We start from the raw sequence: 24,481 nt of genomic DNA, 5'->3' as shown, positions 1-24,481 counted from the left end.
TGCGGCTAGCGAAGCCTCGATGATCGGGGCGCTTGACGTGCAATGTGAGTCTTGCCGAACACCTCCGGCACGGGGAAGGAGCGGTTTTTAATGACGTGAGGCTTTCCGTGTCTTTTCTTCAAAACGCCAGTATTCGCACCAAAATCCTGTCACTCATTCTCCCGCTCTGCATCGTCGGCCTTGGCGCCACGGCTTACATGTCCACCCATTACAAGCAAGCGGACATGGCTTATTCTTTCTTTATCGCTACTGACAGTGCCGCGCTGGTGGAGCTTTCCCGCGCAAATCGCAATCTGGAGGCGATGGCCTATGGCGCCTATCAGGTCATGGCCTACGATGCGAAGGCTCCCGACTTCAAGATCGTCATGCGGGAATATCAGGGAGACAAGGGAGATTTGATATCGCGCCTGAACAATGTCAAAGCCATTTTCCCGGAAGAGGCCGCGACGGTGGACAGGTTGTTGGGGCAGGTTCAGGGCATTATTGCAATTACCGATAAGGCTGTGGAACTTGGCTCTGCCAACAGCAACCAAGAATCCGCTGCGGAACTGCTAAAGGCCGATGTTGCAATCCGCTCGGTCGGAAGTGATATCGCCGCCCTCTTGGACAAGCTTGCCAAGGGTGTCGTCAAGGGAAGCACCCAACTGACGGATCAGACCAATTCGACCATCATGGCCTCGCTGGTGATTGTCGGCATCGCTTTTGCGGTCGGTATCATTCTGGCGCTGTTCGTGGCGTCCCGTGGCATCACCACCCCGATCGCCCGTCTGCGCGAGCGCATGGTATCGCTTGCCGGCGGCGAGACGGCCACGGAGATCGATGGCATGGCGCGTCGGGATGAGGTGGGCCAGATGGCGAAAGCCGTGCAGGTCTTCCGGGAAAACGCTATTGAGCGCATTCGTCTCGAACAGGAAACAGATGCCAACCGCACCCTCTCGGAGAAAGACCGTATCGAGCGAGAACAGCAGAAGGCAAGGGAAGCCGCCGACGTCAAATTCGCCGTCGACAATCTTGCAGCCGGCCTCTCGAAGCTTTCGGAAGGCGATGTTTCCTATCGCATCGGCCAGCCGTTCACCGCGACGCTCGACGCCGTTCGTAACGATTTCAACATGTCCGCTGAAAAGCTGCAGGCGGCGCTGACCAAGGTGGCTCAGAACGCCAGCGGCATCGGCGCGGGTGCGGACGAGATCAAGTCTGCTGCCGACGATCTGGCCAAGCGCACCGAGCAGCAGGCCGCGGCCGTGGAGGAAACCGCCGCCGCTCTGGAAGAAATCACCACGACGGTCAGGGATTCCACCAAGCGCGCGCAGGAGGCGGGCCTGATCGTCAGTCGCGCCAAGACGGGCGCCGAACAATCCGGCCAGGTGGTGCGCCGCGCCGTGGTCGCCATGGAGCAGATCGCCAAATCCGCCAGTGAGATCAGCAACATCATCGGCGTGATCGACGAAATCGCCTTCCAGACCAATTTGCTCGCGCTGAATGCGGGCGTGGAAGCAGCCCGCGCTGGTGAGGCCGGTAAGGGTTTCGCCGTCGTCGCACAGGAAGTGCGCGAGCTTGCCCAGCGCTCCGCCAACGCGGCGAAAGAGATCAAGGCGCTGATCACCACCTCGAACGATCAGGTACAGCAGGGTGTTCAACTGGTGGGCGACACCGGCAAGGCGCTGGAAACCATCGTTTCGGAAGTTCAGGAGATCAACCGGCACGTCGTCTCCATTGTGGAGGCCGCGCAGGAACAGTCTTCCGGACTGCAGCAGATCAATACGGCCGTCAACCAGATGGACCAGGACACGCAGAAGAATGCGGCCATGGTGGAAGAAACCAATGCCGCAAGCCACAGCCTCGCCAAGGAAGTGGCGTCGCTCAACCAGCTGCTCTCCCAGTTTCGGCTCGCCGACGGCACCCAGCAGCCGAAAAACCAGCCTGCGCCGGTTCGCAGCGCAGGCGATAACGACAGATATGTGGCATCCCCGGTCCGCGCGCTGGGTCGCAAGATCGCCTCTGCGTTTTCGGGCAATGCCGCCGTCGATACAAAAGGCGACTGGCGGGAGTTCTGAGCGGCGGTCCGTTTCCAGCATGCGTTTCGGCGGGGAGACATCCCCGCCGGCGTTCAACGGCGATGCGGCGCAATGGAAAGCCGTTCTGGCGAAATCGATGTCCACCGTGTGAAACGCAATATTTTCGCGACAGCCAGATCATCCGCATCCGCAACCAGCGCCATGGGGGTCGGCGCCGGCTCAAGCGGGAAAACATTCAATTGGTGAAGTCCGAACCCGACCGGCGGACACTCACGGCCCGCTGGGGTCCTTTTCTTTCTTTGCTTGATCGTGATGCCACTTGATGGCGAAGAACATGCCCGTGCCCAGCACGAGAATCTTGAAAGGAAAGAAGACTAAGGGAAACAAATCTACCCAATCCCAATCCATCATTTTCGTATTTCCAGTCTGTTACTTGACACAATCTATCGAGGGTAGGGCTACCTTAAAACCACTGCTTCAACAACGCCATTTTATGCCTTCGTGCAGGGTCTTTTTGACGCAGCCCGGGCCGGATCGTTTCATCCGGAGCTCTTCAATCTTACCCGCGAAACTGCAGGGTCTCGACAAACAGGCTGAAGGCGGCGGATGGATGCCGTCGGCAGGGATAATAGAGGTGATAGCCCGGCAGGTCGGGCGTAAACTTGCCGGGCACCCGCATCGATCGGCCTGCATCCAGATGCGGCCGAACCTGATCGAGCGGCAGATAGGCGAGGCCGTGCACAGGAATTGCTATTCATCCGTGAATTCGGAATAACTAAAAAATAGGTTTTTGGCGGGATACTCATGGTACCGCAATGAAGCATCGGGTACGATGTGGCACGCATGGAAAAAGACAGAGAAGCCCCCCTTATGGCTGCAGCGCACGAAGAACAGGCGCGTGCATATTGGCGGAATACACTGTTTTATGTGACGTTCCTTTATTTCACGGTCGGCTTCTCGCCCTATATTTCGCTTTCTTCGACCTATCAGGGATCCGCCATGGCGGCAGGGTCCAACCTGCTGAACCAGCTTACCGCGATCATTCTGCTTTTCAGTTTCTTGGCGTTCATGGCGAAGGAGCGTTCGTTTTCCCTCGTCTTCTCACCGCGTCTGCTGATGGCGGCGGTTTTCGGCTGGTTTGTTTTCACCTCGCTGATGGGCGAGGCGCCGGCGTTTTCGCTGCGGCGGCTTGCCATGTGCGCCATCATCTGTGTGCTTGCCGGCGGCTTCCTGCAATTGCCGCGCACCGAGCGGCATTTTACCACGCTGCTTGCCGCATGCACCCTGATCATATTGTTCCTGTGCTATTTCGGAATCATCGTGCTGCCCTCACGCTCGATCCATCAGGCCAGCGATGCGCTGGAGCCATTGCTGGCAGGGGACTGGCGCGGGGTTTTCCGCCATAAGAACGAGGCCGCCTCGGTCATGGCGGTTTTGATCATCGTCGGTATTTATCTCTGCAAGCGCTGGTCGTTCATCGGCGGGTTGTCGGTGCTGTTGCTGTCGCTGCTCTTTCTGGTGAAGTCAGGCGGCAAGACCGCGCTCGGCCTGATGCCTATCATCATTGCGACAGGCTGGTTCATCCTGCGCTGGCCCCGTTGGCGCTACCCTGTCGTCACCTTGTTTCTGGCGGTTTTCGCGCTCGTGACCGTCGGCACCACGGTCGATCCCGTCTTTTCGCAGATGCTGACGAAGCTGGGGCTCGATGCCAGCTTTACCGGCAGACGGGATATCTGGACCGTCGCCATCGATTACATCCGTCAAAGCCCGCTACTCGGATACGGCTATCAGGCCTTCTGGCGCAGCGACGCCCTGATGTCGAGTTTCACCGAGAACAACACCTGGGCGACGACCGCGCCGGATTCGCATAATGGGTATTTCGACCTGCTGCTTGCGGGCGGCGTCCCGGGGTTTGGGCTGGTGCTAATGTGGATTTTCCTGCTGCCGCTTCACTATCTCGGTAAAATGGATGAGGCCACGCGCAATAGCCCCCTGACGCGGCTTTATGTCGGCGTCTGGCTTTATGTCCTGCTCTACGGCTTTCTGGAAACGCTGTTCTTGCTCAGTTCGGGCTTCGTCTGGTTTTTTCTCCTCGTCGCGGTCATGGGCCTGCACCTGCAGGCAAACGCCAGCCTTGCCGAAGACGAGGTGGAGGCGAAACCCGCCCTGACCGGGAGCGATGCGATTATGTAATTAAAAAGCTTGATCTCCACAAAAGTGAAGAATGTTCTCAATGTCGCCTGGAGCACGGCGGGCTTCGGGCAGATGCGACCCATCGGCTGTGTCGAGCGCGAGCTCACACAGTGAATGTGCGATCAGCGATGTTGCCTGAAGCCATATGAGGGTGTCTGAAATTGCTTGTGCCATGGCCTCAGAAACGTTTGCTTCCAAGCGTATCGAAGAGCAAGCTGCTCAAGGCTTCATGCTTGGTTGCTCGAAAATCAATAAATAGTTGATTTTAATGGCGCACCCGACATCATTCGATTAGGTATATCAAAGCAAAATTCATTATTGAAATCAATGGTCTTTATTTGGGTGCGTTGTCGGTTTTGTACTTCGTTTTGTACCGCGACCACCCATATAAGGAAACTTCAAACTTTTTCTCTTCCTTGCGGTCGGTTTCAGGAGCACTCAGCTAGCCGCGACATCATCCGTCAATGCTGTTCGCGACTTGTATGGAACCATGCAATACGAGTGTGCTTCACGGGGCATTCTGATAACAACTGCTGATTATGGTCCAGACGCCTACAGTTTTGCATCTGGAAAACCGATAACGCTCTTTACGGAAGCTAACTTGTTGCACCTACTCGATAGGCACGGTTGTCGCGCCAAAATTGATCTGCGCGAGGCGAGAAAGGAGCTGAATCTTCGTGATTATGGATAAGCGACGAGAAAGGGAGAGGGGCAACCTGTGAACCTGATCCGGGTTCTCTATATGGTAAAAAAGGCCGGTTTTCTGGGCTTTTGTTAACCCCGGCTATTAGCATGTTAGCGCCACTGAATGTGGGCTCGCAACCAGAGTTGCGCTTGGACATATGGTTTTATGGCCAGACAAACCTCGACAGTGAATTAAATTGGCCTCCCACTGAGAATTTCCTCCAGAATGGATTAGAGTCCGGCCCTTTGAGGACGGACTTATGAAGAAGCAGCGATTTACGGAAGAGCAGATCATTGCAGTGTTGAAGGAGCAGGGGGCCGGAGCGAAAGCGGCTGATCTTTTCCGTAGACACGGGATTTCGCCTGCCCTCACTACCAACTCACGTTGAAAGTGGAGACATCGCGGTGATTGGTTTGATGAGTTGAACAATGAGGGGAGGTCGTACGTGTTGAATGGAGGCATCACCGTCAATACTGAAAATGAAGAAGTATTGGGGTCTCACAGACGTTTTCGTACGCCTTTGCCCAGCAGCCTCTCAGCCGGAAGTGAAAGGGTTTCTTGCCCTTTCGGTGGTCATTTTGTCACGTTGATCTCCGGCTCAGACACTAGTCGTGTTCTGAACATCATAAGTGTTTTCCGAAAATGAGGATCGAAGCCTGTGGTCGAGAAGTGCGGTAAGCACGTCCTTGCAGTTCTCTGGGGTCGGAACAAGCAGCCCGTTTGCGCTGTAAGTTAAATTCAAGCCATGATCGGCGAATTGAGCACTTAATCGAGCCATGAAGTTGGCGTCCTTATAGAACGCCTTCTGCCTAATGGCGGACATCCGACGAAGTTGCACTTTGTTTTGTCCAACGTACGAAATCAGCACGTCCAATTCTTCGAAGAGATTCCTGAACTCCGGTTCGGAGCAGAGATCATGAAAGTCCTGCGCGTGCGCTTCGCGATAATTCATTACTATTTCAAAATTTCCCTTATTAACAATAAAAATATTGTTATTGAGAATAAAAAAATCAAATGACTTATGAATCTGGAATCCTTCATCTTCAATTATGTCTAGCTCTTTGTCTTTCCAGATCAGAGTCAAAAGATCAGTCTTTTCTTTAGTTCTCCAGCTTTTATCCGTACGGCGGACCGCGTAGACGACTTCGTCGTTGTTGACGAACTCTACAACATAAAATTTGGCGTTCTGAATAGTTTTTACGTCACGAATTTTCCGCGCATAGCTTCTGTTGGAAAGTGCTTCTTCGACGAGGTAGAAGCGCGTTTCATCATGCGGAAGAGTTAGGACGCTGGCTTCATTGTTTTCTGCCAGAAGACTATATTCCATTTCCTCCTCAAGCCCCGCCAACTGCGCACTGGCGATCTTTTGAAACTCGGCGTCCAGATCAGTAGTTGTGTCGATCCAGTGACCGTTTATGCTGGGAACTCGTCCTTTGAACGTCCATAGAGTAACGGTGGAATGGCTAAAATCAAAGTCTTTAAGCTCATGCAACGCCATCCGATAACCTCAATTCACTTGCGCCTTTTATGATGTAGATATCCTGTATAGGCGCATACTTGTAAATTTTTCCACTAAAAATTTCAGCTCTGGATAATACAACCGCTTGGTACTCAGCTTTCTTCCCTATCTCCCTGCATGTAATTTCATACAGCCGCCACCCCATAACTATAAGTACGGGATTCAAGACAATGAGCCCAGACTTGTACGTTATCCAAAACATCCAAGATAAAAAAATAAAGAAACCGAGAACTTTGTTCGGCTCATCGTAATTTAGTCCCATGAATGAAACTATATATGGAAGAGTATAATTAATCATCTCGGACGGAATATGCTTGCTTGTTCTGATTTCTATCTGCCTCTTAGATCTCGCGGTCAGAAAAACTGAACTAGTTAACAGCAGGCCGGTAAGGCATACCGTCACAAATAGCAGTGAGGTGATGGGGTTTTTTAGAGGAAGCACGCAGCTGCTGTCGGGCGAGATAAAGTCGAGACAGATATTTTGTGATAAAAATTTCGTCTCGTAGTCTTGCACCAGTAGGATTACTGAGAGCGGAAAATAGGATCCCAAGAAAACTGAAGCGGCTATCCATAACCTCAATTGCATCGCTCATTCCTCACGGTAGCGCCTTTTCTACGCGCTTATTGGACGTCGAACTTATTGATTTTGATAAACGTTCGTAAGTGCGATCGTCCAGATCATTTTTAGAATACTAAGGGTCCCGTCCCACGCTACGCAGGCAGTACCCTACTCTGCTCATCATCGAGTTCGTTGATGTCACCTTGATTGCGTTTACCCGCGGCGACAAAAAATTACGCGACACGTGCAATTTATTATGGTTCTTTAATACCATGTTTATTGCATCCACGGGTCATTTCGAGGCGACATGAAATCCACGACAGCTGCCGCTTTCACGGCGTTCTTCACATTATCTCTCACTCAGTATGCCGGCGCGCAAGAAGTTTCCCTCATCGGCTCATGGCGCGGCAAATACGCTGAAAGCTGCGCTGCTGTAAAAGAGGAAAGCACCGAAGACTTTCTGAAAATCGGCCAAAAGCAGATCGCTCGTTATGAAGGCGCTTGCGAGATCACACGTCAAAGCAAACAAAAGGACGTGCATGTCCTTCAGATCCTCTGCGAGACTGAAGGGGAAACGGTCCGGGACACGTTGAAAATCACCCCTGTCGGCAATGATCGGATCAACGTCGAGGGAGGCGGTATCTATGAACGCTGCAAATAAGGTTTTGCTCACGACCGGTGCGGCTATTTTCAGTATGAGCGCATCTCAAGCCGCACAGGCGCAGTATTTTTCCAGCGAAGGCCGCTCAGGCCACTATGCTGATATGTTTTTGACCGGGACGGAAAAGACGTCTATCGAGCAGAACGTGGTGGCAACCGTCCGCTTTTCCAATAATCTGGGCGAAATCGAAACCCGAGATTTCGTGGTCAACTGCAATCGTCATAATGCGCAGGTTTTGGACGATGCAAACGTTAATCATGCTATCCGGGTTAAGAAGACGCCAAGCAGCGCAGAAAAGTTCACATGGGAGCTGTGGCAGGCCGTTTGCCGAAAAGAGTTCGCCAAAGTATCAAAGCGTCCCGCACCGTCTTCGACACTTGAAAACCTGCCTGATCAGGTTTCCATTTCTTTCGATGGAAGTTTGTTCGCCATTCCGGTGAAGCGGTTGGATATCAAAGAAAACCTGTCGAATTTGGTTGAAGCGAAAGTCGATGCCGAGTGGGTTTCCCTATATTGCGATATCGATAACGGTGCGGCCTATTGGGCTGACAAGAAAGTTCTTGTGGGGATTGGCAGCGATTTGGCCGAAGAACTGAACGGCGATGTTTCTGCTGAGCTTGTTAGCCGTTCGCAAGCGCTGTGGAATGGTATTTGCCGCTATGGGTTGGATCGTGTCACGAGCACTAAAACTATGCCTGTAGAGCCCCCTACGAAGCCCACAGAACAGGTTGCGGATGTCAAACCTGATCCACTCGCATCGTCATCGTCACAGCAGCCCGATGGTGAAGCTGCCGAATACATATCGACGGTTTACGAAACCTATATCCTCGCGAAGGCTATCTGCGACCTGAGCTACTCCGGCAGTTTTGGCCTTAACGGTGCCAAAGCCAGAATGAAGGAAATGGATAAGTTTGCCGGAAGCAAAGGCATAGACATCCAGTCGCTATGGAGCAAGGCAACAAACAAGATGGAGAAGGATGCCGATTACAAGCTTTTCCAACTCTACAAAACTATGCCGATTGAGCCAACTGATCGTGTTCGATTCTCCGGGGGATGCAGCCGCATAACACCGCTCATCACGGCTGGGGTAGACAGCTATCTCTCGAAATTCGCGGGGCAATCAGGGATCAAGAAGGACTTCTGAGGGCGATTTGGTTTTCCGGCCACGGGGAAGCGTCGTGATCGATTTTTCCTCGCCTTCTGCAATATCTTCGAAGAGCTCGGACACCTTGCATCCGAGCGCAATGGCGAGCTTCTCCACAGTCTTGATTGTCGGGTTCTTTGCCCCTCGCTCGACGTAGCCCACGTATGACCGCTCTACGCCTGACGTAAGCGCGAGCTCATCCTGTGAGATCTGCTTTGCAACCCGAATTCGGCGAAGATTGAGCGCGAAGATTTCTTGAATATCCATGGTCGTAAAAAACCACCTTGGCATTCTCCACACCACGTTATATTAAACGTGGTTATATAAGACTCTAAATCTGTAATTATCTGATTTTGTCCCGGACTCAGGTGACATTTGGCGTCTTAATGGTTGGGGTAAGGGGATAAAAATTGATCAGGAAATTATCGAGCATCTGCTTGGTTGCGGTTGCACTGGCGGGCTGTGAGCAGAAGGTTTCAGCCACCGTCTATTTGCGAGACGTTCAACAGCTTCTTTCATCAACGGCACCGGCTGAAATGCCAGTCGAAATCAAAATCGATGTCTACGAAACGAGCATCGAACAGGAATGCCAAAAGCCATCCGGTCAAAAGATTCTAGAGGCCGTGGCAGCTCATTTTGAGAAGGCTACTTTGCTTGGATGCGAGAAAATCACCGGAAGCATGAATGGCCGCATGTCAATCAAGGCAACCACACGATTGGCTGCCCCTGAGGGTGAAGACGCTCCGATCAAATATCTGATCGAGCTTCAGGCCAGCAGAAGACCTGATGAGAATGTTGATCCTTTGTCGCTGCGGTTCGATCCGCAGAAATACGCGGAACTCCAGGATGATCTGAAAAGGATTAGCATGATGTCCAACATCAAGCTTTCCGACACGCGGGTTTCAATTACGGTCAACAACGACACTGGCGCTCGCGTGCCGCTGTTCCTCATGCCGGGCTCTTTCGTAGATGGTGAAGCCATTGACACTACGAAGGACCGCGCTCTTCAGCTTCGCGAAGAAGCGATCATAGAGCTTGGCGATGTGAAAACGGCCTTTCTCGGAAAGAACGGCTGGGCGTTCCTGCTGGGCTGGAAACACCAAAATCAACAAACACAATCAAACTAAGGAATTTAGACATGCAGAAAGCAGGTGGAATTATCGGTCTCGTTGCGGGCATCTTCGGTGTTATCGCGGCTTTGGCAACATTGTTGATCGGGGGTATCGGTGCAGGACTCGAAGCTGAAGGTGCTTCCACGGTTGTCGGTCTTGGATGGGGTGGTGTTGCCTTCTCGTTCCTGACCATCGTGCTCGGAGCGGTCGCGATGGGTGCCAAAACGAAAACTCCCGGAATGCTCCTCATGCTGTGTGCCGTCGTAGGAGCCGTTCTCGGGGGCATGCTTGTAGCGATTTGCATGGTGCTCGCGTTCATCGGCGGTTTGCTGGCAACGTTCGGGACCAAGAAAGCCGTCGTCGCTGCGGGTTGATGTAATCACATTTTTCAATGCCCAATTAATCAAATTTAAGTTGCATTAGGTGGGCGGCACACTAAGCTGAAATAGCAAATCTATATCGGGGGTTTTCAATGCGCATTCTTTTAGTATTAGCACTTTCTCTGGCGTTATCAGGAACGGCCTTCGCAGGAATGAAGGCTTCGTTCGAGTGGGGCCCTACCGGAAAATGCTTTGACAGCAAATCGCCGCCTTTCAAAGTTTCTGGCGTTCCCGCGGGCACAACCAAGCTTTCGTTTCTGATGAAGGATCTGGACGCACCGGACTTTTATCATGGTGGTGGCAAAGTCGACTACACTGGGCAATCAGATCTTCCTTACGGCGCTTTTCGCTACAAGGGCCCATGTCCTCCAACGAAGCACCGCTATACCTTCACTGTGAAAGCTCTTGACGCAAAGGGAAAAGAATTGGGAAGTGCGAGCGCAGCAAAATCTTTTCCATGATCTGCTTACTTCAATAAAGAGACGAGTTCACTCGTCTCTTTAAAAGCAGGTTTACGAGAAAAATTGGGATAAATTCCTGTCGTTTATCCACCTGCGCATGCCATGGGCCTCTTTTCCATTTAGGAGAAGCGGCAGAACGTTTTGACCGGGAATATCTTCTGAAAGAACGAGTTGGGCGACTTTGGTAGCTCCAGTGTGTGCGGCTTTGATGAGCTTGTTGGGCATCGCTGTTCCCTTGTCAGCAGCATAAACCATTCGAAAACCGGGTGGTAAAAATTGGTCAAGGGCCACCGGCGCTTGACGTAAATTGATTTTACCCAGACTGTTCAAATCGTGATCCGTAACTAAAACAATGTCTGCGCCCGCATGAGGCGAGGACCGCAAAATTGCTTCGATTGCGATAAGCCAACCGACCCTTTCTGGATGGCACTCAGCATCCTGAAAATCCACACATAGGATTTGCTGGATGCTACCTTCAAAATACTCTTGGGCAATTTGCGTCGTCGCACACGTTAAACAAGAGACGTGCACTGACCTTCCTTCCTTGCTCAAGGTATTCGTGTCAATTCCGAAGACGTAATCCGCCCCCGCAATGGCAGCCTCTGGGCTAACGTAACCGGTTTGCGAGGTGAATGCTTGTGATTTGGCTTTCAGACCTTTGGTAGTTTCCCGCCATTCGGTTGGCCTAACGTCTTCCATAGACAACACCGAGTCACCGGACAACAGTTCAACCCGGCCGTCGCTGCTTATTTGCAATCCAGTAATTAATGAGGATTCCTTGACGCTGAAGACAAAGCCTTGCGTTCGGTTACTATGGTCGCGGCTCATACAGCATTTGACGTAAGCCAGACCACTTCCACAATGGCACGGCTTTTCTCTTTTGGTCTTAGCTTCGCCCAATCCGCCACCCCCTTTATCGGTTTTTTCAAAAAACCAGAGACCCAAATCTTCTCCGGGATTGCGGAGAGTCTTTAGCTTTCTATTCGGCTCTATGCTGCCTGTTTTTCATAGCCATTTTTATGGCGAATTCGTTGGCGAAGCTTCTCCATAGCTAGAAGGTCAATACCGCTTTCAACACGCTGGCAAAATCGGCTCTTGAGCTACCAGACGCAACATAAAGCTTCGTATTGATCTTGCGGGTCAATGGCTGCGTCACACCTCCCGGCAGCATCAAAATACCAACAACCTCGCGACCGCTAAGCGAGCTGAAATCGTGAATGTAACCGAACATTTTATAGACGCTGTCGCTGGCATACTTGTCATCATTTGTCTTCTTCACCTCAATCAAAATCAACTTTTTAACGCCGTTTTTCTCAACGTGAAGCATAATGTCGGGCCGACGTTCGGCACCCTTCAGCTCTTTATAATCGGCGACGACACTTCCGTATGCCGTTGCAATTTTCAAGCTTGCAGCCGGCGTTTGGTCGAAGAACAAGTCGATGGTCAGATTTTGTCCTGCAAAGTGAGCAATTCGATCTCGTTTTGCGACTACCAAGCCGTATTCCAGAGGATCCCCAAAGCATAACTCTTTCGCCAATACATCGATAGTCAGGACTAAAATATAGAGCTCGAAAAGATCATCACTACTGATCGGTTCTAGCCAATTAACAGCAAGCAGAGATATTATATTGTACCACCAAGCATTAGGGTCATTCATTGAGAATATTTCGGACTTTCGAGCGAACGCAGCAACATCGCGATATTCGGGCCGCTTTTGGCGCTGTCCACTCAGCACGAGAGTTTGTGTCAATTGCGATGGTATTTCGATATCTACGAAATACTCGTGTTTGAGTGCGTCTCTGCAAACCAACGACATGTCACGAAGATCCGGATGAAGGCTCTTGAAACCAACTCTCTTTTCTATGGATTTTACCCGTTGCGCAGTGTCATTGATGAACCATGCAAGAAGTTGGTTCTCGGGCAAATCAAAAGATCTGTGCGCTGTGTGGGTTACGTAGTGTGCGCGAGACAACGTCCCAATTCGACGTCGCAACATTGTGGCTCCCCACTTCGGATTTCCGCGCAATGCGGGGCCCACGATTTCCTCGCGTACTAGTCGTTCGTTAGACAACGCATATAGGAGCTTCTGGAAACCGCCACGAAGGAACTGAAGGTAGCCTCCCGTTAGCAAATCAACAACGTTTGCGAGTAGACTGACGTCTGCATTTGCGCCGCCCAATTTTTCCAGAAAAGCCTGTAATGCAGATAGGTCTATAGATGCGTGGGTGGAGCCGACGACACCCTTTCCGATGCTGGCTAGGTGTCGACCAGCGTGCTCTTCAGAACATATAAAGTCCCGCCACGCCTCCCTCGACATCAGATATAGCCAGTCCACACGGCCAAATGAGCGTCAATCCGGTCTTCCCCACCCACGAATGCCCCAATTAGCTCGCGGCATTGCTCATGGAGATCGGGCCTGCCTTGAAATTGCGGCATGATATGAAGTTCGAAGGCCGACAATAGAATGTCATCGGCCGACCGCGTAGGGTCGATTTTTAATTCACTATCCATGTAAGAGATAGCGCTTTTAGGGAAAGACGGGCCTAATGGCATGCCGATTTTAGCGAAGCCATTTTCGGGATCCGCAAACAACGTGACGAGAGTCTCAGTGACTGACGAGACCTGCTCCAGTCCTGCTTTTGCTGCCTCTGTTTTTTCGGCCCAAGTCCGGATAAGGTTCTCGAAGACTGTCTGTTCGGGAAGATCTACAGGTACGAAAGCAAACCTTCTTACGAAAGCCATCGACAATTTTTTCAGGCTCGCTTTATCTGAATCATTCATTGAGCCAATCAGACGCCACCACTTTGGTACAGGAATTACGTCATCGTCATCGTTAGCCTTGGCAGGACCGAACTGGAGTCGAATGTTACGAAATGCTACCTTTCCAACCTCCGGCTCCCATCGGCGCTGATAGGGCAAGCTCACGAAGTTACCGGTAAGTAGCGTAAATAGCTCACCGAACGCCTTGTCGATGTCAGCACGATTTATCTCATCAACGATTAGACACTGACCCTTTTCAATCGCTTGAACGATTTTACCGGGCATGAAGTCCAGTCGCTCACTGCCATCCATCTGAGGTTTGGGAAAATAGCCACCAATCGTATCGAATGTCGTCCATTGGTCCGTAGCAGGTACTATGCTGTACGAGAAGTCAGCTTTTTCAAGCAACGCTCTGGCTAAACTTGTTTTCCCGGTTCCCGGCGGGCCGGTAAAAATGATATGCATCCCGGCTTGAAGCGCCGCCACCGCACGCCTTGCGGGCTCCAATACACCCTGCAAATCTTCAAGAGTCTCAAGATCGGTAATCCCTAAGTCCCAGCTTCCAGTCGTGTCCACAGGAGCCTTTACAATTTTAGGGTCAGCTAGTGACGGCACATACCCGGAATGGCCGACCAGAATAGCCTCTGGTGCAACCCCCTTTGACGGCTCGCTAAGTTGCAAGCGTTCGAGGAGAAGAGCCTCATCGAACGGGCTTTCTTCGAAGGCAATCTCAGCAAGCTGTTTTGGCACATCCTTTGTGAAAAGCTCAGGGACGAACCCTAATTCGCTCAATTGAAACTCTGTTGAGAAGCGCTCAATGGCCGACGCCCAGTTGTAAATTTCAATGCCTCTATAACACCACGCCGCAAGATAGCCGATTACAATCGGGATATCCCCTATCGCCTGTACCGCGTTTACGGACAGCCATCCTTGCGCTCCAGCCGCGAATGCCCAACGACCTCGATCTGACGGATGTTGCCGAAACAACTCTCGCTTATCTTTTCGTTGTCGCTGAAGACTCGAGCCGGCATAGCCATCATCGCGCCATCGCGACTTTCCTTGAGCATCGCCGAAAGGGATATAGTACGGCCTCTGTGGGCTTCCACCCGAGGGGCTAAAGTATTCTGCCATCAATCGCTTTTCGGTAGCTTGCCCATACTTTATGGTTTGCTCGGGGTCATCGCTGACAGGGGCACCATCTCTTGCAAGTGCTAACACACTCATCAAAGCCGGATGAGTGTGTTCGAACATATATTGGAGTGAAAGTTCGAGATGCTGAATCGAAACAAATGGCATGAGGTTATACCGCGTCGTAAGCAATTTCTTCCTGCTCACGGACCTTACGCGGTGCCTTGAGCTTCAGTATGTCGCTTTCACTCAAACAATTCTCAACGACAACACTATCCCTAGTTGATTCGACTTCCTCCTTAAAGACGTCGCGTACAACTGACGGATAGATGGCCTCTGCAATAGATTGGGCAAGCAGTGGCGGAACAGCATTACCAATCTGTTGCCTTATTTGAGACGCGGTGCCAGAGAATTTGAAATGGTCCGGGAACGACTGTAACCGCGCGGCCTCGCGTAAGCTGATCGTTCTAGCCTGTGTCGGATGAATGAAGGCTCCTGTAGTCGCCTCATTAAACTTTGTCGTAATGGTGTATGACGGCAGTCCGTTTGAAAGCCGCTTGAGCAAGGTTGTAGCATCGTAAGGGCGAATTCGGCTAAATCTGGGGGGAAGCGAATTGGCCGGCATATTGCGCCAATTTTGACCCTCCAAAAGGACCTGAGCGGCTAATCGGTCAAGATTAGGAAGGTCTGCCGCAGCATGTTGCGCGACTGTTTTTGAATGTGCCCGCATCAACGACTGATAAGGCGTAGCTGGGTCAGTGAGATACGGAACATCATTAAGTTCTTCGCCCTCTTTAATAGGTGGAAGATCGGAGCAAGCGTCAGCAAAACTCACATGCGACGCAACTTCTCTGTTTGCACCATGTCCAATCCTAGAAAGGTGGGCAAATGGAAGCGAGTAATTTTTCCAAAGATCGGGATTTCCATGCGTCGCAGCTGGAAAGCAATTATCAGCACCCGTGCGATTTCCGATAAAGAACAAGCGTCGGCGAAGCTGCGGCACGCCGAAATCAGCTGCCAACAAGATCATAGGGGCTACCGAGTAGCCAATTTCTTTGAATGCACGGACAATGTCGAGCGCCACACGCCCCTGATTATAAAGCAGCAAGCCGGGCACATTTTCAAATACGATCCAAGACGGACGGAATTCATCGACCATATCGAGGTAATTGATGAAAAGTTTATTTCTCGGATCGGTTTCGTCTCTGCCAGAAGCACGGCTCAGGCCGCCACTGGTCGAGAATCCTTGGCACGATGGCCCCCCGACGATGACATCGACGTCCTTGCCCATTGCTTCACGGACGTCATCGAACCCCGGTTTACGCAAGTCCCGAACCATGCCGACAGCCTCTGGCATGTTATACTGAAACGACTCGATGGACGCGCCAAAATAATCGAGGCCTCCAACGATTTTGAACCCAGCAGAACGGAAGCCCCACGATATTCCGCCCGCACCCGAGAACAAATCGAGTACGCGCGGAGCAAGTTCTTGTTTTTCTTGTATTTTCTTTACGTTGTGCGCCATCTCAGTACTCCAAATTCAGCAGAACATTACGTGAACACATGCGAATCTTCAAGTGTCAGCCTAGCAATTTCCAATTGACCTGAGGTATTTTTTTCTTCCTATCGCGAAGTTATCGGCACATTTCTGGAACCAATTTTCTACTAGAGGCTGTCGAGCGCCGACGACTGGGGAAGCAGGGACCGGGAAAGCTCCACATTCTTCTTCTCGAATGATGGCTACGCACAGAACTTGCTGATTGGCGCACCCCCGCTTCCAGGGGGGCTATAGCACTGGCGTTCCTACATGTCCCGAAGTAACCCACTTAGTTCGCAACAGAGACGGCCGTATTGCCTGTGTGCAGTAGTGCGGCAGCCTCCCACGAGAATACGAAGCAGTCGGACAGTGCCTGCTTCGGTTTCAGATGCGTATACCTCAATCGAACTACCTGCTTTCTGGTTCGGTAACTGTGCTATTGAAACTTAAATCGAACTGAGTACTATAGAACCACATTAAACGAACTGTGGTGCTATAAATGTTTGTCCGAGCCTACCTCAGAGCCTCAACGAAAGAACAGGATGCGAACCGTGCAAAAATGGATTTGCTTTCTTTCGCAAAAGAGCGAGGTCTGAAGATCGCTTCTTCCTATGTTGAGAACGAGAGCGGAGCATCTTTGCAGAGGCCCGAGCTATTCAGGCTGCTTTCGGATTCCCAGCCGGGAGACATTTTGCTAATTGAACAGGTAGACCGATTAAGCCGCCTCAATGCTGAGGATTGGGAAAAGCTGAAGAATGAAATCAAAAGCCGGCAGGTGAGAGTTGTTGCTCTGGACCTGCCGACTTCATGGTCGTTGATGTCATCGAATGCTGACGAGTTCACCATGCGGATGAGTGAAGCCATCAACAGCATGATGCTGGATATGATCGCGGCTATTGCTCGTAAGGATTATGAGGATCGAAGACGTCGTCAAATTCAAGGAATTGCGAAAGCAAAAGATGCCGGTCTCTACAAGGGCCGCCCTGCAAACGATGCAAGAAATGCTGCCATCCTAAAAATGCTTGCCGGCGGTCAGAGCTGGAACAGCATTGTGGCTGCCACAGGTTGCTCTCGATCCACTCTATCGAGATTGAATAAGATTCGACCTTTGACGACCGACAGGACCATATAACACTGGCGCACCGCCCGTTTTCGATGAGCGATTCCTCTTTCCCGAAAACGAAGTGTTTTTTGTTTTCCCAGCGGACTTTTGCTTATTACGCTGTGATTGCGCTTTGGCCACACGCAAATCCCAATCTGCTGGCCGAATGTGCCCGATCATCAAGTCGGGATGCCTAATCGCCCATTTATAGCGATCACGGCGTGGTATGAAACCAGCCTTCTTTCTCGCTGCCTTGCCAAGACACCGAGCCGCGCTCGCTCGCGGGCCGTGGAAAAGACCTTGGTATTTACGATATTTTTCCAAGTTCAATCTTTTCGAAGCAAAAGGATTTACGCCCTTTACGAGATAGTTTGCCAAAACCTTGTCATTGTAAATGTTGATGGGTCTCACATCTATCTGTCTTTTTTTGATACAACCAACATATTTTGGAATCCATTTTTCAAGCTTTTCATATAAATCTAAAATGAAATCATCTTCAATATTAATAGCCCAATGAACATGTAAATTCGAATGTGGTTTTTCAAATACATAAACCCACGGATTTAAATAAGAAGTCTTACCAGACTTCTTGCGCTTCGCGCGTATCCATCCACTATATAACTCTCTAATCTTTTGAAATTTTTTATAAGCATTATCATAATTATAAAAATTTATAGTAATAAGAACATTCAATGGTCTTCCAATAAATTTAGAAAAATCAAATGCATGCAAGATATTTGAAGCAGTGTTATAATTTAGATACTTGGTATAAATTCTTTTTTTCATGCGTACTCTAACTCAATTCCTTTCAATAAATTTTCACGTAATGATAACCATAAACTAGATTTAAAAATCAATGGAGAGTCACCCACGCTGGTCTCTCCATATCGAATTCTTTGTATAGTCTTCTGTATTCTTCGTTTATAAGGTGGTACTCGTCTTTTAACCCATTTTTATAGGCGTACTCCCCAATTTCTTTCAGCGCTTCGAGTACGGCTTCGGGTTTTGTCGGCTGCAATATAAAAAATCCTTTCTATTTCTACGCGATAATAAGATCGCTATGTTAATATGAATATTTCACAAACAGAAAAAGCTCGAGTGAAATCATCCCGAGCTATGTTATTGTCAAAATTTTCGATGTTGTACAATTTTACTAGAGGATTTTCAGAAAATTGTCAATATCAACTGAAGTCGGTTTCGAGTTCGTTCATTGCCGCAAGGCGCGCTTTCAAACTGAAGCCTTTCCCATATTCTGGTGACATGCCCGGTGTTTGATGACCCATCAAGCAGTCTTGGAGTTCCGAAGCAATATTATGCTCACGGAGTCTATCCTTGAATAAGTGTCGAAGTCCGTTCGCTGTACATTGGCCTTGTTCATCAAGGTTGTTTTGCTTCAGAAATTTGTTGATTGTAGCAGATGCGCTCTCATAGCCAGTCGGACCCGAATATCGCGAGAAACCCGCAGGGCAATTTTTGAATGCCGTTAAAGCGAGACCTACGAGAGGGATTGTGCGCTCGCGGAAATCGGTCTTTAGTGTGCGGTTAGCGTTAGGTCTGATTAGTATGTGCGGGATATCCGCATCAAGCCTTATGTCCAAAGGATCGAGACCGCATAACTCTTTGAAGCCGCAACCAGTGTCGATCAAGGCAAAAACCAAGTTACTGGCTTGGTCGTTCAGTCCTGCGAGTGCGCCAGCCTTTAACAAATGATCTCTCACGAAGCCTACAGAAAATGCCACGCGTTTGGTACGCTTTTCCTTAAACTTCATTTCGTCGAAAGGAGTCTGACGCGAATTTTTTTTTACGCCCTTCGAGCCAAGATAAGTTTTTATCAGAATTCTCAGAGCTACGAGGCGCTTGTTGGCGGTATTCGCTTTTATCTTCTGGTCGGCAATTCGGGATTTTAGGACGCTCTCGTACGTTTTTGCGTCGTTATCCGTAAGGCTTCCTAGTAGCTTGTCCTCTTTAAGGTGATCAACAAGATCCTTGCATGCCAACTTCAGGGGCGCGACTTTTTTCTTTTGATCGCGAATGTTCAGATCGACAAGGTTATGTGCTTGTTCGCGCTCGTAGCAGCTAACGAGTTCGGATATCCGCACATCGGTCGTGCCGGCGTTAAAATATGATTTGAATATTTCTGGCGTTGCGCGCGAGGTGTTTTTCCACTGGGCGTGGGCGGCAAGGATTTCGGCGGAATCGCTCAAAAGCTGTTTGAGCGGGCGTAGTTCTCGTCCTTGCGCTTTCGCTAGAGTGGCTGACTCGTCAAACGTGATAGATTCCCTGATGGATTTCCCGTGACTTAAGTCGAGCATCATTTTGTCGACGGCATTCTTTGCAGCTTCGAAGTTTTCTAGGGCTGTCTTGAAATCAGTCGTTTTAAGGGAAAATTTGAATTCCCGTTTCCCAGCTAGATCACGATATTTCTCAGGGATTGCCCTTCGAAAAACGTAAACTCCGCTCTTTTCATTCCGGTAGAGGTTTGCGAGCTCCTTCGTTATTTTTCTCAATTTGTACCTTTCTTTGTACTATATAGGTCATGAAATCACCTGATGTGCCAATAAAAACAATATGTTAGTTGAGTAAAATGGCGCACCCGACAGGATTCGAACCTGTGACCTTTGGAATCGGAATCCAACACTCTATCCAGCTGAGCTACGGGTGCAGCGGTCACGCTTGAATCGCGTGCAGCGGTTGGTTCATACCCCAGCTTTGTTTGCGCATCAATGTCTAAAAATCAGAGTTTTGCGAAACGTTGCCTGTTTTTGGGCGGAACTCGTTGTGGGGCGTGTTTCGCGGCGGCCGCCGCCCTTTGCGCGGTGGCGGGGCGATGCGTCGTTTGACGTATTGTTTTTTGTTGGAACGGGGTTTCTCTTATAAGTAGTATGTTATTGCCGGGTCGAAACGCTGTTTTGCCGCCTTCGTGAAGAGGTGCTCGGATGAGGTCAACGCCTTTCAAAAGCGGCTCGGGAAGCGGTTTTATCCCCTCAAAATTGGCGGGTAAATAGTCATACTTATTTTGCTCGCCGCGTGGCGATCCGGTGTCAGGGTTTGCGTCGTCGGCGATTAACTGTCAAATTATTATACAATATTAGTATCATCTACATTTATTTGGGATACAGTTTCGTGACGTTGTCGGTTATGATTTCGGCAAGGTAAAGGAACGAATCAGGCGGGGGATCGGATGGCTTTGCGATTGGCACACAGCAACGGGCCGCGGACGGAAAAGGCCGAAAACGGCAGCGCGGAAGCGGCGCATATCACGGCTATCGACTATGGGTTGCTGACGACTGCGATCAGCTATCATTTGCGGCACTCGCAACTTGCCGTGGCAAACGGTTTTGCCGATGTGCTGGCGGAGCAGGGATTGCGGCCGGCCGATTTTTCCGTTCTCGTCATCGTCGGCGGCAATCCGGGTCTCAAGCAGAGCGATGTGGCCGAAGCGCTCGGCATACAGCGCGCCAATTTCGTCGCCATCGTCGACAGCATGGAAGACAAGGGACTACTCGTCCGCCGCAAATCGGAAGAGGACAGGCGCGTTCACTTCCTCGACATGACGGAGGAGGGCAGCAACCTTCTTGACCGGCTTTCCAACACCTGGCGGGATCGTGAGGACAAGCTGATCGACAGGATCGGCGGCAAGAAGGCCCGCGATCAGCTTCTGGCGCTGCTCGGACGCCTGCGCGACTGACATTCGAAGAGAGCGATGGGTCACAATGGCGCAGGCAGCCGCAAGGTGCGGCCTGGTTTGCAGATATTCCTGTCTTCCCATGTCTGCGGCGCCGGTGACGATCTTGCTGCGCTGGTCTTTCACGCGAGCCTGATCGGCGGCAGGGCTGAATTGCGTTGCAATTTTCCTGTGAAACCGCCAAGACGCGTAAGCATCTTCACGCCGTTGGGCGTGGAACCGCAATCATGCGATCGACTGGAGAGGCCCGGGACGGGAACGCCATGCTGAATATCGATACGAGTCATCCGCTTTATCGTCCCTTGTGGGTCCGGTTGCTCATCGTCGGCTTTTGCGCCGCATGGGCCGTCATCGAATTCGTCAATCGCGAGTTTTTCTGGGGAACCATCGTTGCCGGCATCGGGGCCTATGCGGCCTATGAATTGTTGCTGAAGTTCAAACCCGCTAGCGATGCCGCCAAAAGCGGGGACGGCACGAATGAGCACGCCGCCGAAAGCGCGCCCGCCGACAAGAACGATGCGGGCTGAAGCGCCTTCTATCTTTCGTTTGAGGTATCTTGCGGGATAAGGCCGTCCGGCACTTTTACCGGAAATGCTCGCGCGCCCGCAGCATCCTTATCGCCTGGTCGATCAGGAGATTGGCAGCCGTCATGCGCAGCGTCGCATTGTGCCGGAACTGCGGTTTCACCCGGTCGGGATGATTGAGGCGGGCAAAGGCGCGACGCTTCTCCGCAAGCGTTGCGGCCGTGTCCGCGTCGTGGATCGCCAGTTCCACCGAAACATCGGCAAGCGACGTCTTTTCGAGATGAGCCGGCATCGGTTCCGGTTCGGGTTCCTGCTCCGGTTCCGGCGGCGGCGCGGGGTCGGCCAGGAAGGCGAGATAGGCATCGAGATTGCCGTTCGCGGGCGGTGGCGCTTCTATATGGGTATCGACAACGAACCCCGAGCTGAAACCGGCAATACGGTGGCCGGCAGGCGGTGAAGGCTCCGCGCCTTGTTCTTCTTCCTCCTGTTTCAGTCTTTCGACGACCGATTGGAAAACGGATTGTCCGAAGAGCATGCGGCTGTTCCCTGCGCCGGCCTCAATGATCCGGCCTTCATAGGGGATGAAGGTGGAGTCGGGCTTGCCATCTCGTCATGTGGTGGTCAGTTTGCGGCTTTCATCCAGAACCAGATCGTAAAGCAGGCGGGCGCTGGGCGGCAAAACACGGCCCTTGGTGGTGATGATGCTGTAAGGCTTGACCACGAGCTCGAAATCCGTCGGCAATATTCGGGTTCGGCCGATATCCGCCTGCTGGCCGGTAACGAATTCGGCCATGTCCTGGGCAATCGGGGCGATGGCGTCCGTGTTGCAGACAAGCGCAAGGGTGAGCACTACGGATGGCGTGTTGATGACGTTGCGCGGCATGGCGACGCCGTGGGTAAGGAACACATCTTCCATGGTTCTGCGTAAAAGCGCGCCGGGCGGCTGGAAGACCCAGTCGTAGCCGGAAAGGTCTTGCAAGGTCACGGGCGCGCCCTGAAGCAGCGGGTGACCTTCGCGCACCACCAGACAGGCGCGTTCTATGCCGATTTCATGGATGGAAAAGAGGCCGGGATCGAAATCGTCGGGAATGCGGCCGATGATGAAATCGTGGCGGGCCGCCAGCAGTTCGCGGGCCAGCACGTTGCTGCTTTCCACCTGCACGTTGATTTCGATGCCGGGATAGGTGTCCATGGCGCGCCTTATGGCGGGAACCACGAGGCTGATCGCCGGTGCAGTGACGGCGCCGATATAGACCGAGCCGCCGCTGCCGGATTTCATCTGGTTCAGTTCGCGGCTCGCCTCGCGCAGCTCCAGCAATATGGTGCGCGCCCGGCGCGCCAGCGCCTCGCCGAATTTCGTCAACACCACGCCGCGCGACGCCCGCTGACAGAGGGGTGATTTGACGATCGCCTCCATTTCCGAAAGCATGCGCGAGGCTGCAGGCTGCGTCATGTTCATGGCCGCGGCGGCCGCGCTCACCTGTCCGTGTTCCTCGATCATGACCAGCATGCGCAGGTGGCTCATCTTCAATCCGGCCCGCAGCAAGGGGTTGTCTTCAAAGACGAAAAGGGCCTCTGTTGTTTGCGCTTGCTCATACACTTTTAGGTTGTTCATTCGTCGTTTTATACCCCTCATCGGTTTTTGTATCGATTTAATATATCATAATTGATATATGGAAACTGATTTATTCTATTTGACAGTTATATGGATTCAGAACAATTTGCGGAATGCCGGGGAGGAGCGGCAGCTGTTCCATTTCGCAATTGCGAAATCGGAGTGAGCGCGATGCGGCTTCTTCCTCTGACGGCATGAATTTCATGGTGCACCGCAGCATGCGGGCTCCAGAGAAGGGCTCAAGGGAGAGAGTTTATGAAGTCCATTATTTCGCTGATGGCGGCTTGTGCCATCGGTGCTGCTTCTTTCGCAGCGCCGGCTTTCGCGCAGGACAAGGGTTCCGTTGGTATCGCAATGCCGACCAAGTCGTCCGCACGCTGGATCGACGACGGCAACAACATCGTAAAGCAGCTGCAGGAAGCCGGTTACACGACCGATCTGCAATATGCCGATGACGATATTCCGAACCAGCTTTCCCAGATCGAAAACATGGTCACCAAGGGCGTCAAGGTCCTCGTGATCGCATCGATCGACGGCACGACGCTGTCGGACGTCCTCAAGCAGGCCGGCGAGCAGGGCATCAAGGTCATCGCTTATGACCGCCTTATCCGCAACAGCGGCGACGTCAGCTACTACGCGACCTTCGACAACTTCCAGGTCGGCGTTTTGCAGGCGACTTCGATCGTCGACAAGCTCGGTCTGAAGGACGGCAAGGGTCCGTTCAACATCGAACTCTTCGGCGGCTCTCCGGACGACAACAACGCCTTCTTCTTCTATGACGGCGCGATGTCGGTTCTCCAGCCATACATCGACAGCGGCAAGCTTGTCGTGAAGTCCGGCCAGATGGGCATGGACAAGGTCGGTACGTTGCGCTGGGACCCGGCGACGGCCCAGGCTCGCATGGACAACCTGCTTTCGGCTTATTACACCGACGCCAAGGTTGACGCCGTCCTGTCGCCTTACGACGGTCTTTCCATCGGCATCATCTCCTCGCTGAAGGGCGTTGGTTATGGCACGAAGGACCAGCCGCTGCCGGTCGTTTCCGGTCAGGACGCTGAAGTTCCTTCCGTCAAGTCGATCATCGCCGGCGAACAGTATTCCACTATCTTCAAGGACACCCGCGAACTCGCCAAGGTGACCGTGAACATGGTCAACGCTGTCATGGAAGGCAAGGAGCCTGAGGTAAACGACACCAAGACCTATGAAAATGGCGTCAAGGTTGTTCCGTCCTACCTGCTGAAGCCGGTGGCCGTGACCAAGGAGAACTACAAGCAGGTTCTCGTCGATGGTGGTTATTACACCGAAGATCAGCTGAAATAAGCTCGACACACATGCGGGGATGGCTTGGCGTCATCCCCGTTTTTCCATAAAAATAAAAACGCCTGAATTAATCGGGCGCTG

General features: G+C 51.7%; 23 protein-coding genes, 1 tRNA gene and 2 pseudogenes. 13 read left to right on the top strand and 13 right to left on the bottom strand.

What is annotated here, in order from left to right; genetic code table 11:
* Positions 1 to 107 precede the first annotated feature (107 nt).
* Entirely contained in the window at positions 108 to 2,054 is a 1,947-nt protein-coding gene (locus ACQZ48_RS10215; RefSeq protein WP_448728786.1) for a methyl-accepting chemotaxis protein, read from the top strand.
* A 231-nt stretch (positions 2,055 to 2,285) separates the two neighbouring features.
* Here the strand turns inward: ACQZ48_RS10215 and ACQZ48_RS10210 are convergent, their stop codons facing one another.
* Both ACQZ48_RS10210 and ACQZ48_RS10205 read right to left on the bottom strand, forming a co-directional pair.
* Positions 2,286 to 2,426, bottom strand: a complete 141-nt coding sequence (locus tag ACQZ48_RS10210) for a hypothetical protein (protein ID WP_103036226.1) — start codon at positions 2,424 to 2,426, stop codon at positions 2,286 to 2,288.
* A gap of 148 nt (positions 2,427 to 2,574) precedes the next feature.
* Positions 2,575 to 2,757 carry a type 2 periplasmic-binding domain-containing protein gene (locus tag ACQZ48_RS10205; RefSeq protein ID WP_302062089.1) on the bottom strand — a complete coding sequence of 61 codons (183 nt, stop codon included), beginning with the start codon at positions 2,755 to 2,757 and terminating at the stop codon, positions 2,575 to 2,577.
* A gap of 128 nt (positions 2,758 to 2,885) precedes the next feature.
* Here ACQZ48_RS10205 and uppW point away from each other — a divergent pair, with 128 nt between their 5' ends.
* The 3 genes and pseudogenes from uppW to ACQZ48_RS10190 all read left to right on the top strand — a co-directional run.
* The gene (gene uppW, locus ACQZ48_RS10200; protein ID WP_162520566.1) at positions 2,886 to 4,208 is read left to right on the top strand and encodes a Wzy-type polysaccharide biosynthesis protein UppW; all 1,323 of its coding nucleotides are present in this window, start codon (positions 2,886 to 2,888) and stop codon (positions 4,206 to 4,208) included.
* A gap of 460 nt (positions 4,209 to 4,668) precedes the next feature.
* A pseudogene (locus ACQZ48_RS10195) lies at positions 4,669 to 4,899 on the top strand (restriction endonuclease); the annotation flags it as partial.
* A gap of 253 nt (positions 4,900 to 5,152) precedes the next feature.
* Positions 5,153 to 5,272 (top strand): annotated as a pseudogene (locus ACQZ48_RS10190) (transposase); the annotation flags it as partial.
* A gap of 219 nt (positions 5,273 to 5,491) precedes the next feature.
* On the opposite strand, the gene ACQZ48_RS10185 reads toward ACQZ48_RS10190, so the two are convergent.
* The gene (locus ACQZ48_RS10185; protein WP_448728785.1) at positions 5,492 to 6,391 is read right to left on the bottom strand and encodes a Kiwa anti-phage protein KwaB-like domain-containing protein; all 900 of its coding nucleotides are present in this window, start codon (positions 6,389 to 6,391) and stop codon (positions 5,492 to 5,494) included.
* Between the two features lie 887 nt (positions 6,392 to 7,278).
* On the opposite strand from ACQZ48_RS10185, the gene ACQZ48_RS10180 reads away from it, so the two are divergent.
* Both ACQZ48_RS10180 and ACQZ48_RS10175 read left to right on the top strand, forming a co-directional pair.
* Entirely contained in the window at positions 7,279 to 7,632 is a 354-nt protein-coding gene (locus tag ACQZ48_RS10180; protein ID WP_448728784.1) for a hypothetical protein, read from the top strand.
* Entirely contained in the window at positions 7,616 to 8,776 is a 1,161-nt protein-coding gene (locus ACQZ48_RS10175) for a hypothetical protein (protein ID WP_448728783.1), read from the top strand. The genes ACQZ48_RS10180 and ACQZ48_RS10175 overlap by 17 nt, the downstream gene beginning before the upstream one ends.
* On the opposite strand, the gene ACQZ48_RS10170 is transcribed toward ACQZ48_RS10175, so the two are convergent.
* Positions 8,753 to 9,043: a helix-turn-helix domain-containing protein gene (locus ACQZ48_RS10170; RefSeq protein WP_448728782.1), complete on the bottom strand. Its 291-nt coding sequence runs from the start codon at positions 9,041 to 9,043 to the stop codon at positions 8,753 to 8,755. The genes ACQZ48_RS10175 and ACQZ48_RS10170 overlap by 24 nt on opposite strands.
* A 143-nt stretch (positions 9,044 to 9,186) precedes the next feature.
* On the opposite strand from ACQZ48_RS10170, the gene ACQZ48_RS10165 reads away from it, so the two are divergent.
* From ACQZ48_RS10165 to ACQZ48_RS10155, 3 genes are all read left to right on the top strand, one after another.
* Complete coding sequence (locus tag ACQZ48_RS10165) at positions 9,187 to 9,903, top strand: DUF7424 family protein (RefSeq protein ID WP_448728781.1); 717 nt, start codon at positions 9,187 to 9,189, stop codon at positions 9,901 to 9,903.
* 11 nt (positions 9,904 to 9,914) lie between these two features.
* Positions 9,915 to 10,262 (top strand): hypothetical protein, encoded by a 348-nt coding sequence (locus tag ACQZ48_RS10160; RefSeq protein WP_144577103.1) that lies wholly within the window; start codon positions 9,915 to 9,917, stop codon positions 10,260 to 10,262.
* A gap of 98 nt (positions 10,263 to 10,360) precedes the next feature.
* Positions 10,361 to 10,729: a YbhB/YbcL family Raf kinase inhibitor-like protein gene (locus tag ACQZ48_RS10155; RefSeq protein WP_448728780.1), complete on the top strand. Its 369-nt coding sequence runs from the start codon at positions 10,361 to 10,363 to the stop codon at positions 10,727 to 10,729.
* Between the two features lie 51 nt (positions 10,730 to 10,780).
* On the opposite strand, the gene ACQZ48_RS10150 is transcribed toward ACQZ48_RS10155, so the two are convergent.
* The 4 genes from ACQZ48_RS10150 to ACQZ48_RS10135 all read right to left on the bottom strand — a co-directional run bounded on the left by ACQZ48_RS10150 (position 10,781) and on the right by ACQZ48_RS10135 (position 16,142).
* Positions 10,781 to 11,674: a YecA family protein gene (locus tag ACQZ48_RS10150; protein WP_448728779.1), complete on the bottom strand. Its 894-nt coding sequence runs from the start codon at positions 11,672 to 11,674 to the stop codon at positions 10,781 to 10,783.
* 106 nt (positions 11,675 to 11,780) lie between these two features.
* Positions 11,781 to 13,046: a hypothetical protein gene (locus tag ACQZ48_RS10145; RefSeq protein WP_448728778.1), complete on the bottom strand. Its 1,266-nt coding sequence runs from the start codon at positions 13,044 to 13,046 to the stop codon at positions 11,781 to 11,783.
* Entirely contained in the window at positions 13,046 to 14,785 is a 1,740-nt protein-coding gene (locus ACQZ48_RS10140; protein WP_448728777.1) for an AAA family ATPase, read from the bottom strand. Before ACQZ48_RS10140 ends, ACQZ48_RS10145 begins: the two co-directional genes overlap by 1 nt.
* A gap of 4 nt (positions 14,786 to 14,789) precedes the next feature.
* Complete coding sequence (locus ACQZ48_RS10135) at positions 14,790 to 16,142, bottom strand: DNA cytosine methyltransferase (protein WP_448728776.1); 1,353 nt, start codon at positions 16,140 to 16,142, stop codon at positions 14,790 to 14,792.
* A gap of 511 nt (positions 16,143 to 16,653) precedes the next feature.
* Here ACQZ48_RS10135 and ACQZ48_RS10130 point away from each other — a divergent pair.
* Complete coding sequence (locus tag ACQZ48_RS10130) at positions 16,654 to 17,286, top strand: recombinase family protein (protein WP_448728775.1); 633 nt, start codon at positions 16,654 to 16,656, stop codon at positions 17,284 to 17,286.
* On the opposite strand, the gene ACQZ48_RS10125 is transcribed toward ACQZ48_RS10130, so the two are convergent.
* The 3 genes from ACQZ48_RS10125 to ACQZ48_RS10115 form a co-directional block, all read right to left on the bottom strand.
* Entirely contained in the window at positions 17,236 to 18,042 is an 807-nt protein-coding gene (locus ACQZ48_RS10125; RefSeq protein ID WP_448728774.1) for a hypothetical protein, read from the bottom strand. The two genes, ACQZ48_RS10130 and ACQZ48_RS10125, sit on opposite strands and share 51 nt — an antisense overlap.
* A 395-nt stretch (positions 18,043 to 18,437) precedes the next feature.
* Positions 18,438 to 19,763 (bottom strand): DUF6538 domain-containing protein, encoded by a 1,326-nt coding sequence (locus tag ACQZ48_RS10120; protein WP_448728773.1) that lies wholly within the window; start codon positions 19,761 to 19,763, stop codon positions 18,438 to 18,440.
* A gap of 78 nt (positions 19,764 to 19,841) precedes the next feature.
* Positions 19,842 to 19,918 (bottom strand) — tRNA-Arg (locus ACQZ48_RS10115).
* Between the two features lie 519 nt (positions 19,919 to 20,437).
* On the opposite strand from ACQZ48_RS10115, the gene ACQZ48_RS10110 reads away from it, so the two are divergent.
* Together ACQZ48_RS10110 and ACQZ48_RS10105 are read left to right on the top strand one after the other, a co-directional pair.
* Positions 20,438 to 20,944 carry a MarR family transcriptional regulator gene (locus ACQZ48_RS10110; RefSeq protein ID WP_173989973.1) on the top strand — a complete coding sequence of 169 codons (507 nt, stop codon included), beginning with the start codon at positions 20,438 to 20,440 and terminating at the stop codon, positions 20,942 to 20,944.
* Positions 20,945 to 21,204: 260 nt separating this feature from the next.
* Positions 21,205 to 21,468 carry a hypothetical protein gene (locus ACQZ48_RS10105; RefSeq protein WP_077981480.1) on the top strand — a complete coding sequence of 88 codons (264 nt, stop codon included), beginning with the start codon at positions 21,205 to 21,207 and terminating at the stop codon, positions 21,466 to 21,468.
* Between the two features lie 55 nt (positions 21,469 to 21,523).
* Here ACQZ48_RS10105 and ACQZ48_RS10100 read toward each other — a convergent pair whose 3' ends face one another.
* Positions 21,524 to 22,000 carry a hypothetical protein gene (locus ACQZ48_RS10100; RefSeq protein ID WP_077981481.1) on the bottom strand — a complete coding sequence of 159 codons (477 nt, stop codon included), beginning with the start codon at positions 21,998 to 22,000 and terminating at the stop codon, positions 21,524 to 21,526.
* Between the two features lie 75 nt (positions 22,001 to 22,075).
* Complete coding sequence (locus ACQZ48_RS10095) at positions 22,076 to 23,080, bottom strand: LysR family transcriptional regulator (RefSeq protein ID WP_089153201.1); 1,005 nt, start codon at positions 23,078 to 23,080, stop codon at positions 22,076 to 22,078.
* A gap of 255 nt (positions 23,081 to 23,335) precedes the next feature.
* Here ACQZ48_RS10095 and chvE point away from each other — a divergent pair, with 255 nt between their 5' ends.
* A complete protein-coding gene (chvE, locus tag ACQZ48_RS10090; RefSeq protein WP_077981484.1) occupies positions 23,336 to 24,400 on the top strand; it encodes a sugar ABC transporter substrate-binding protein ChvE in 1,065 nt (354 codons plus the stop codon).
* Positions 24,401 to 24,481 lie beyond the last annotated feature (81 nt).

This window comes from Agrobacterium sp. 22-209-1, assembly GCF_053522485.1.
This window is presented reverse-complemented; position numbering and strand designations above follow the sequence as displayed.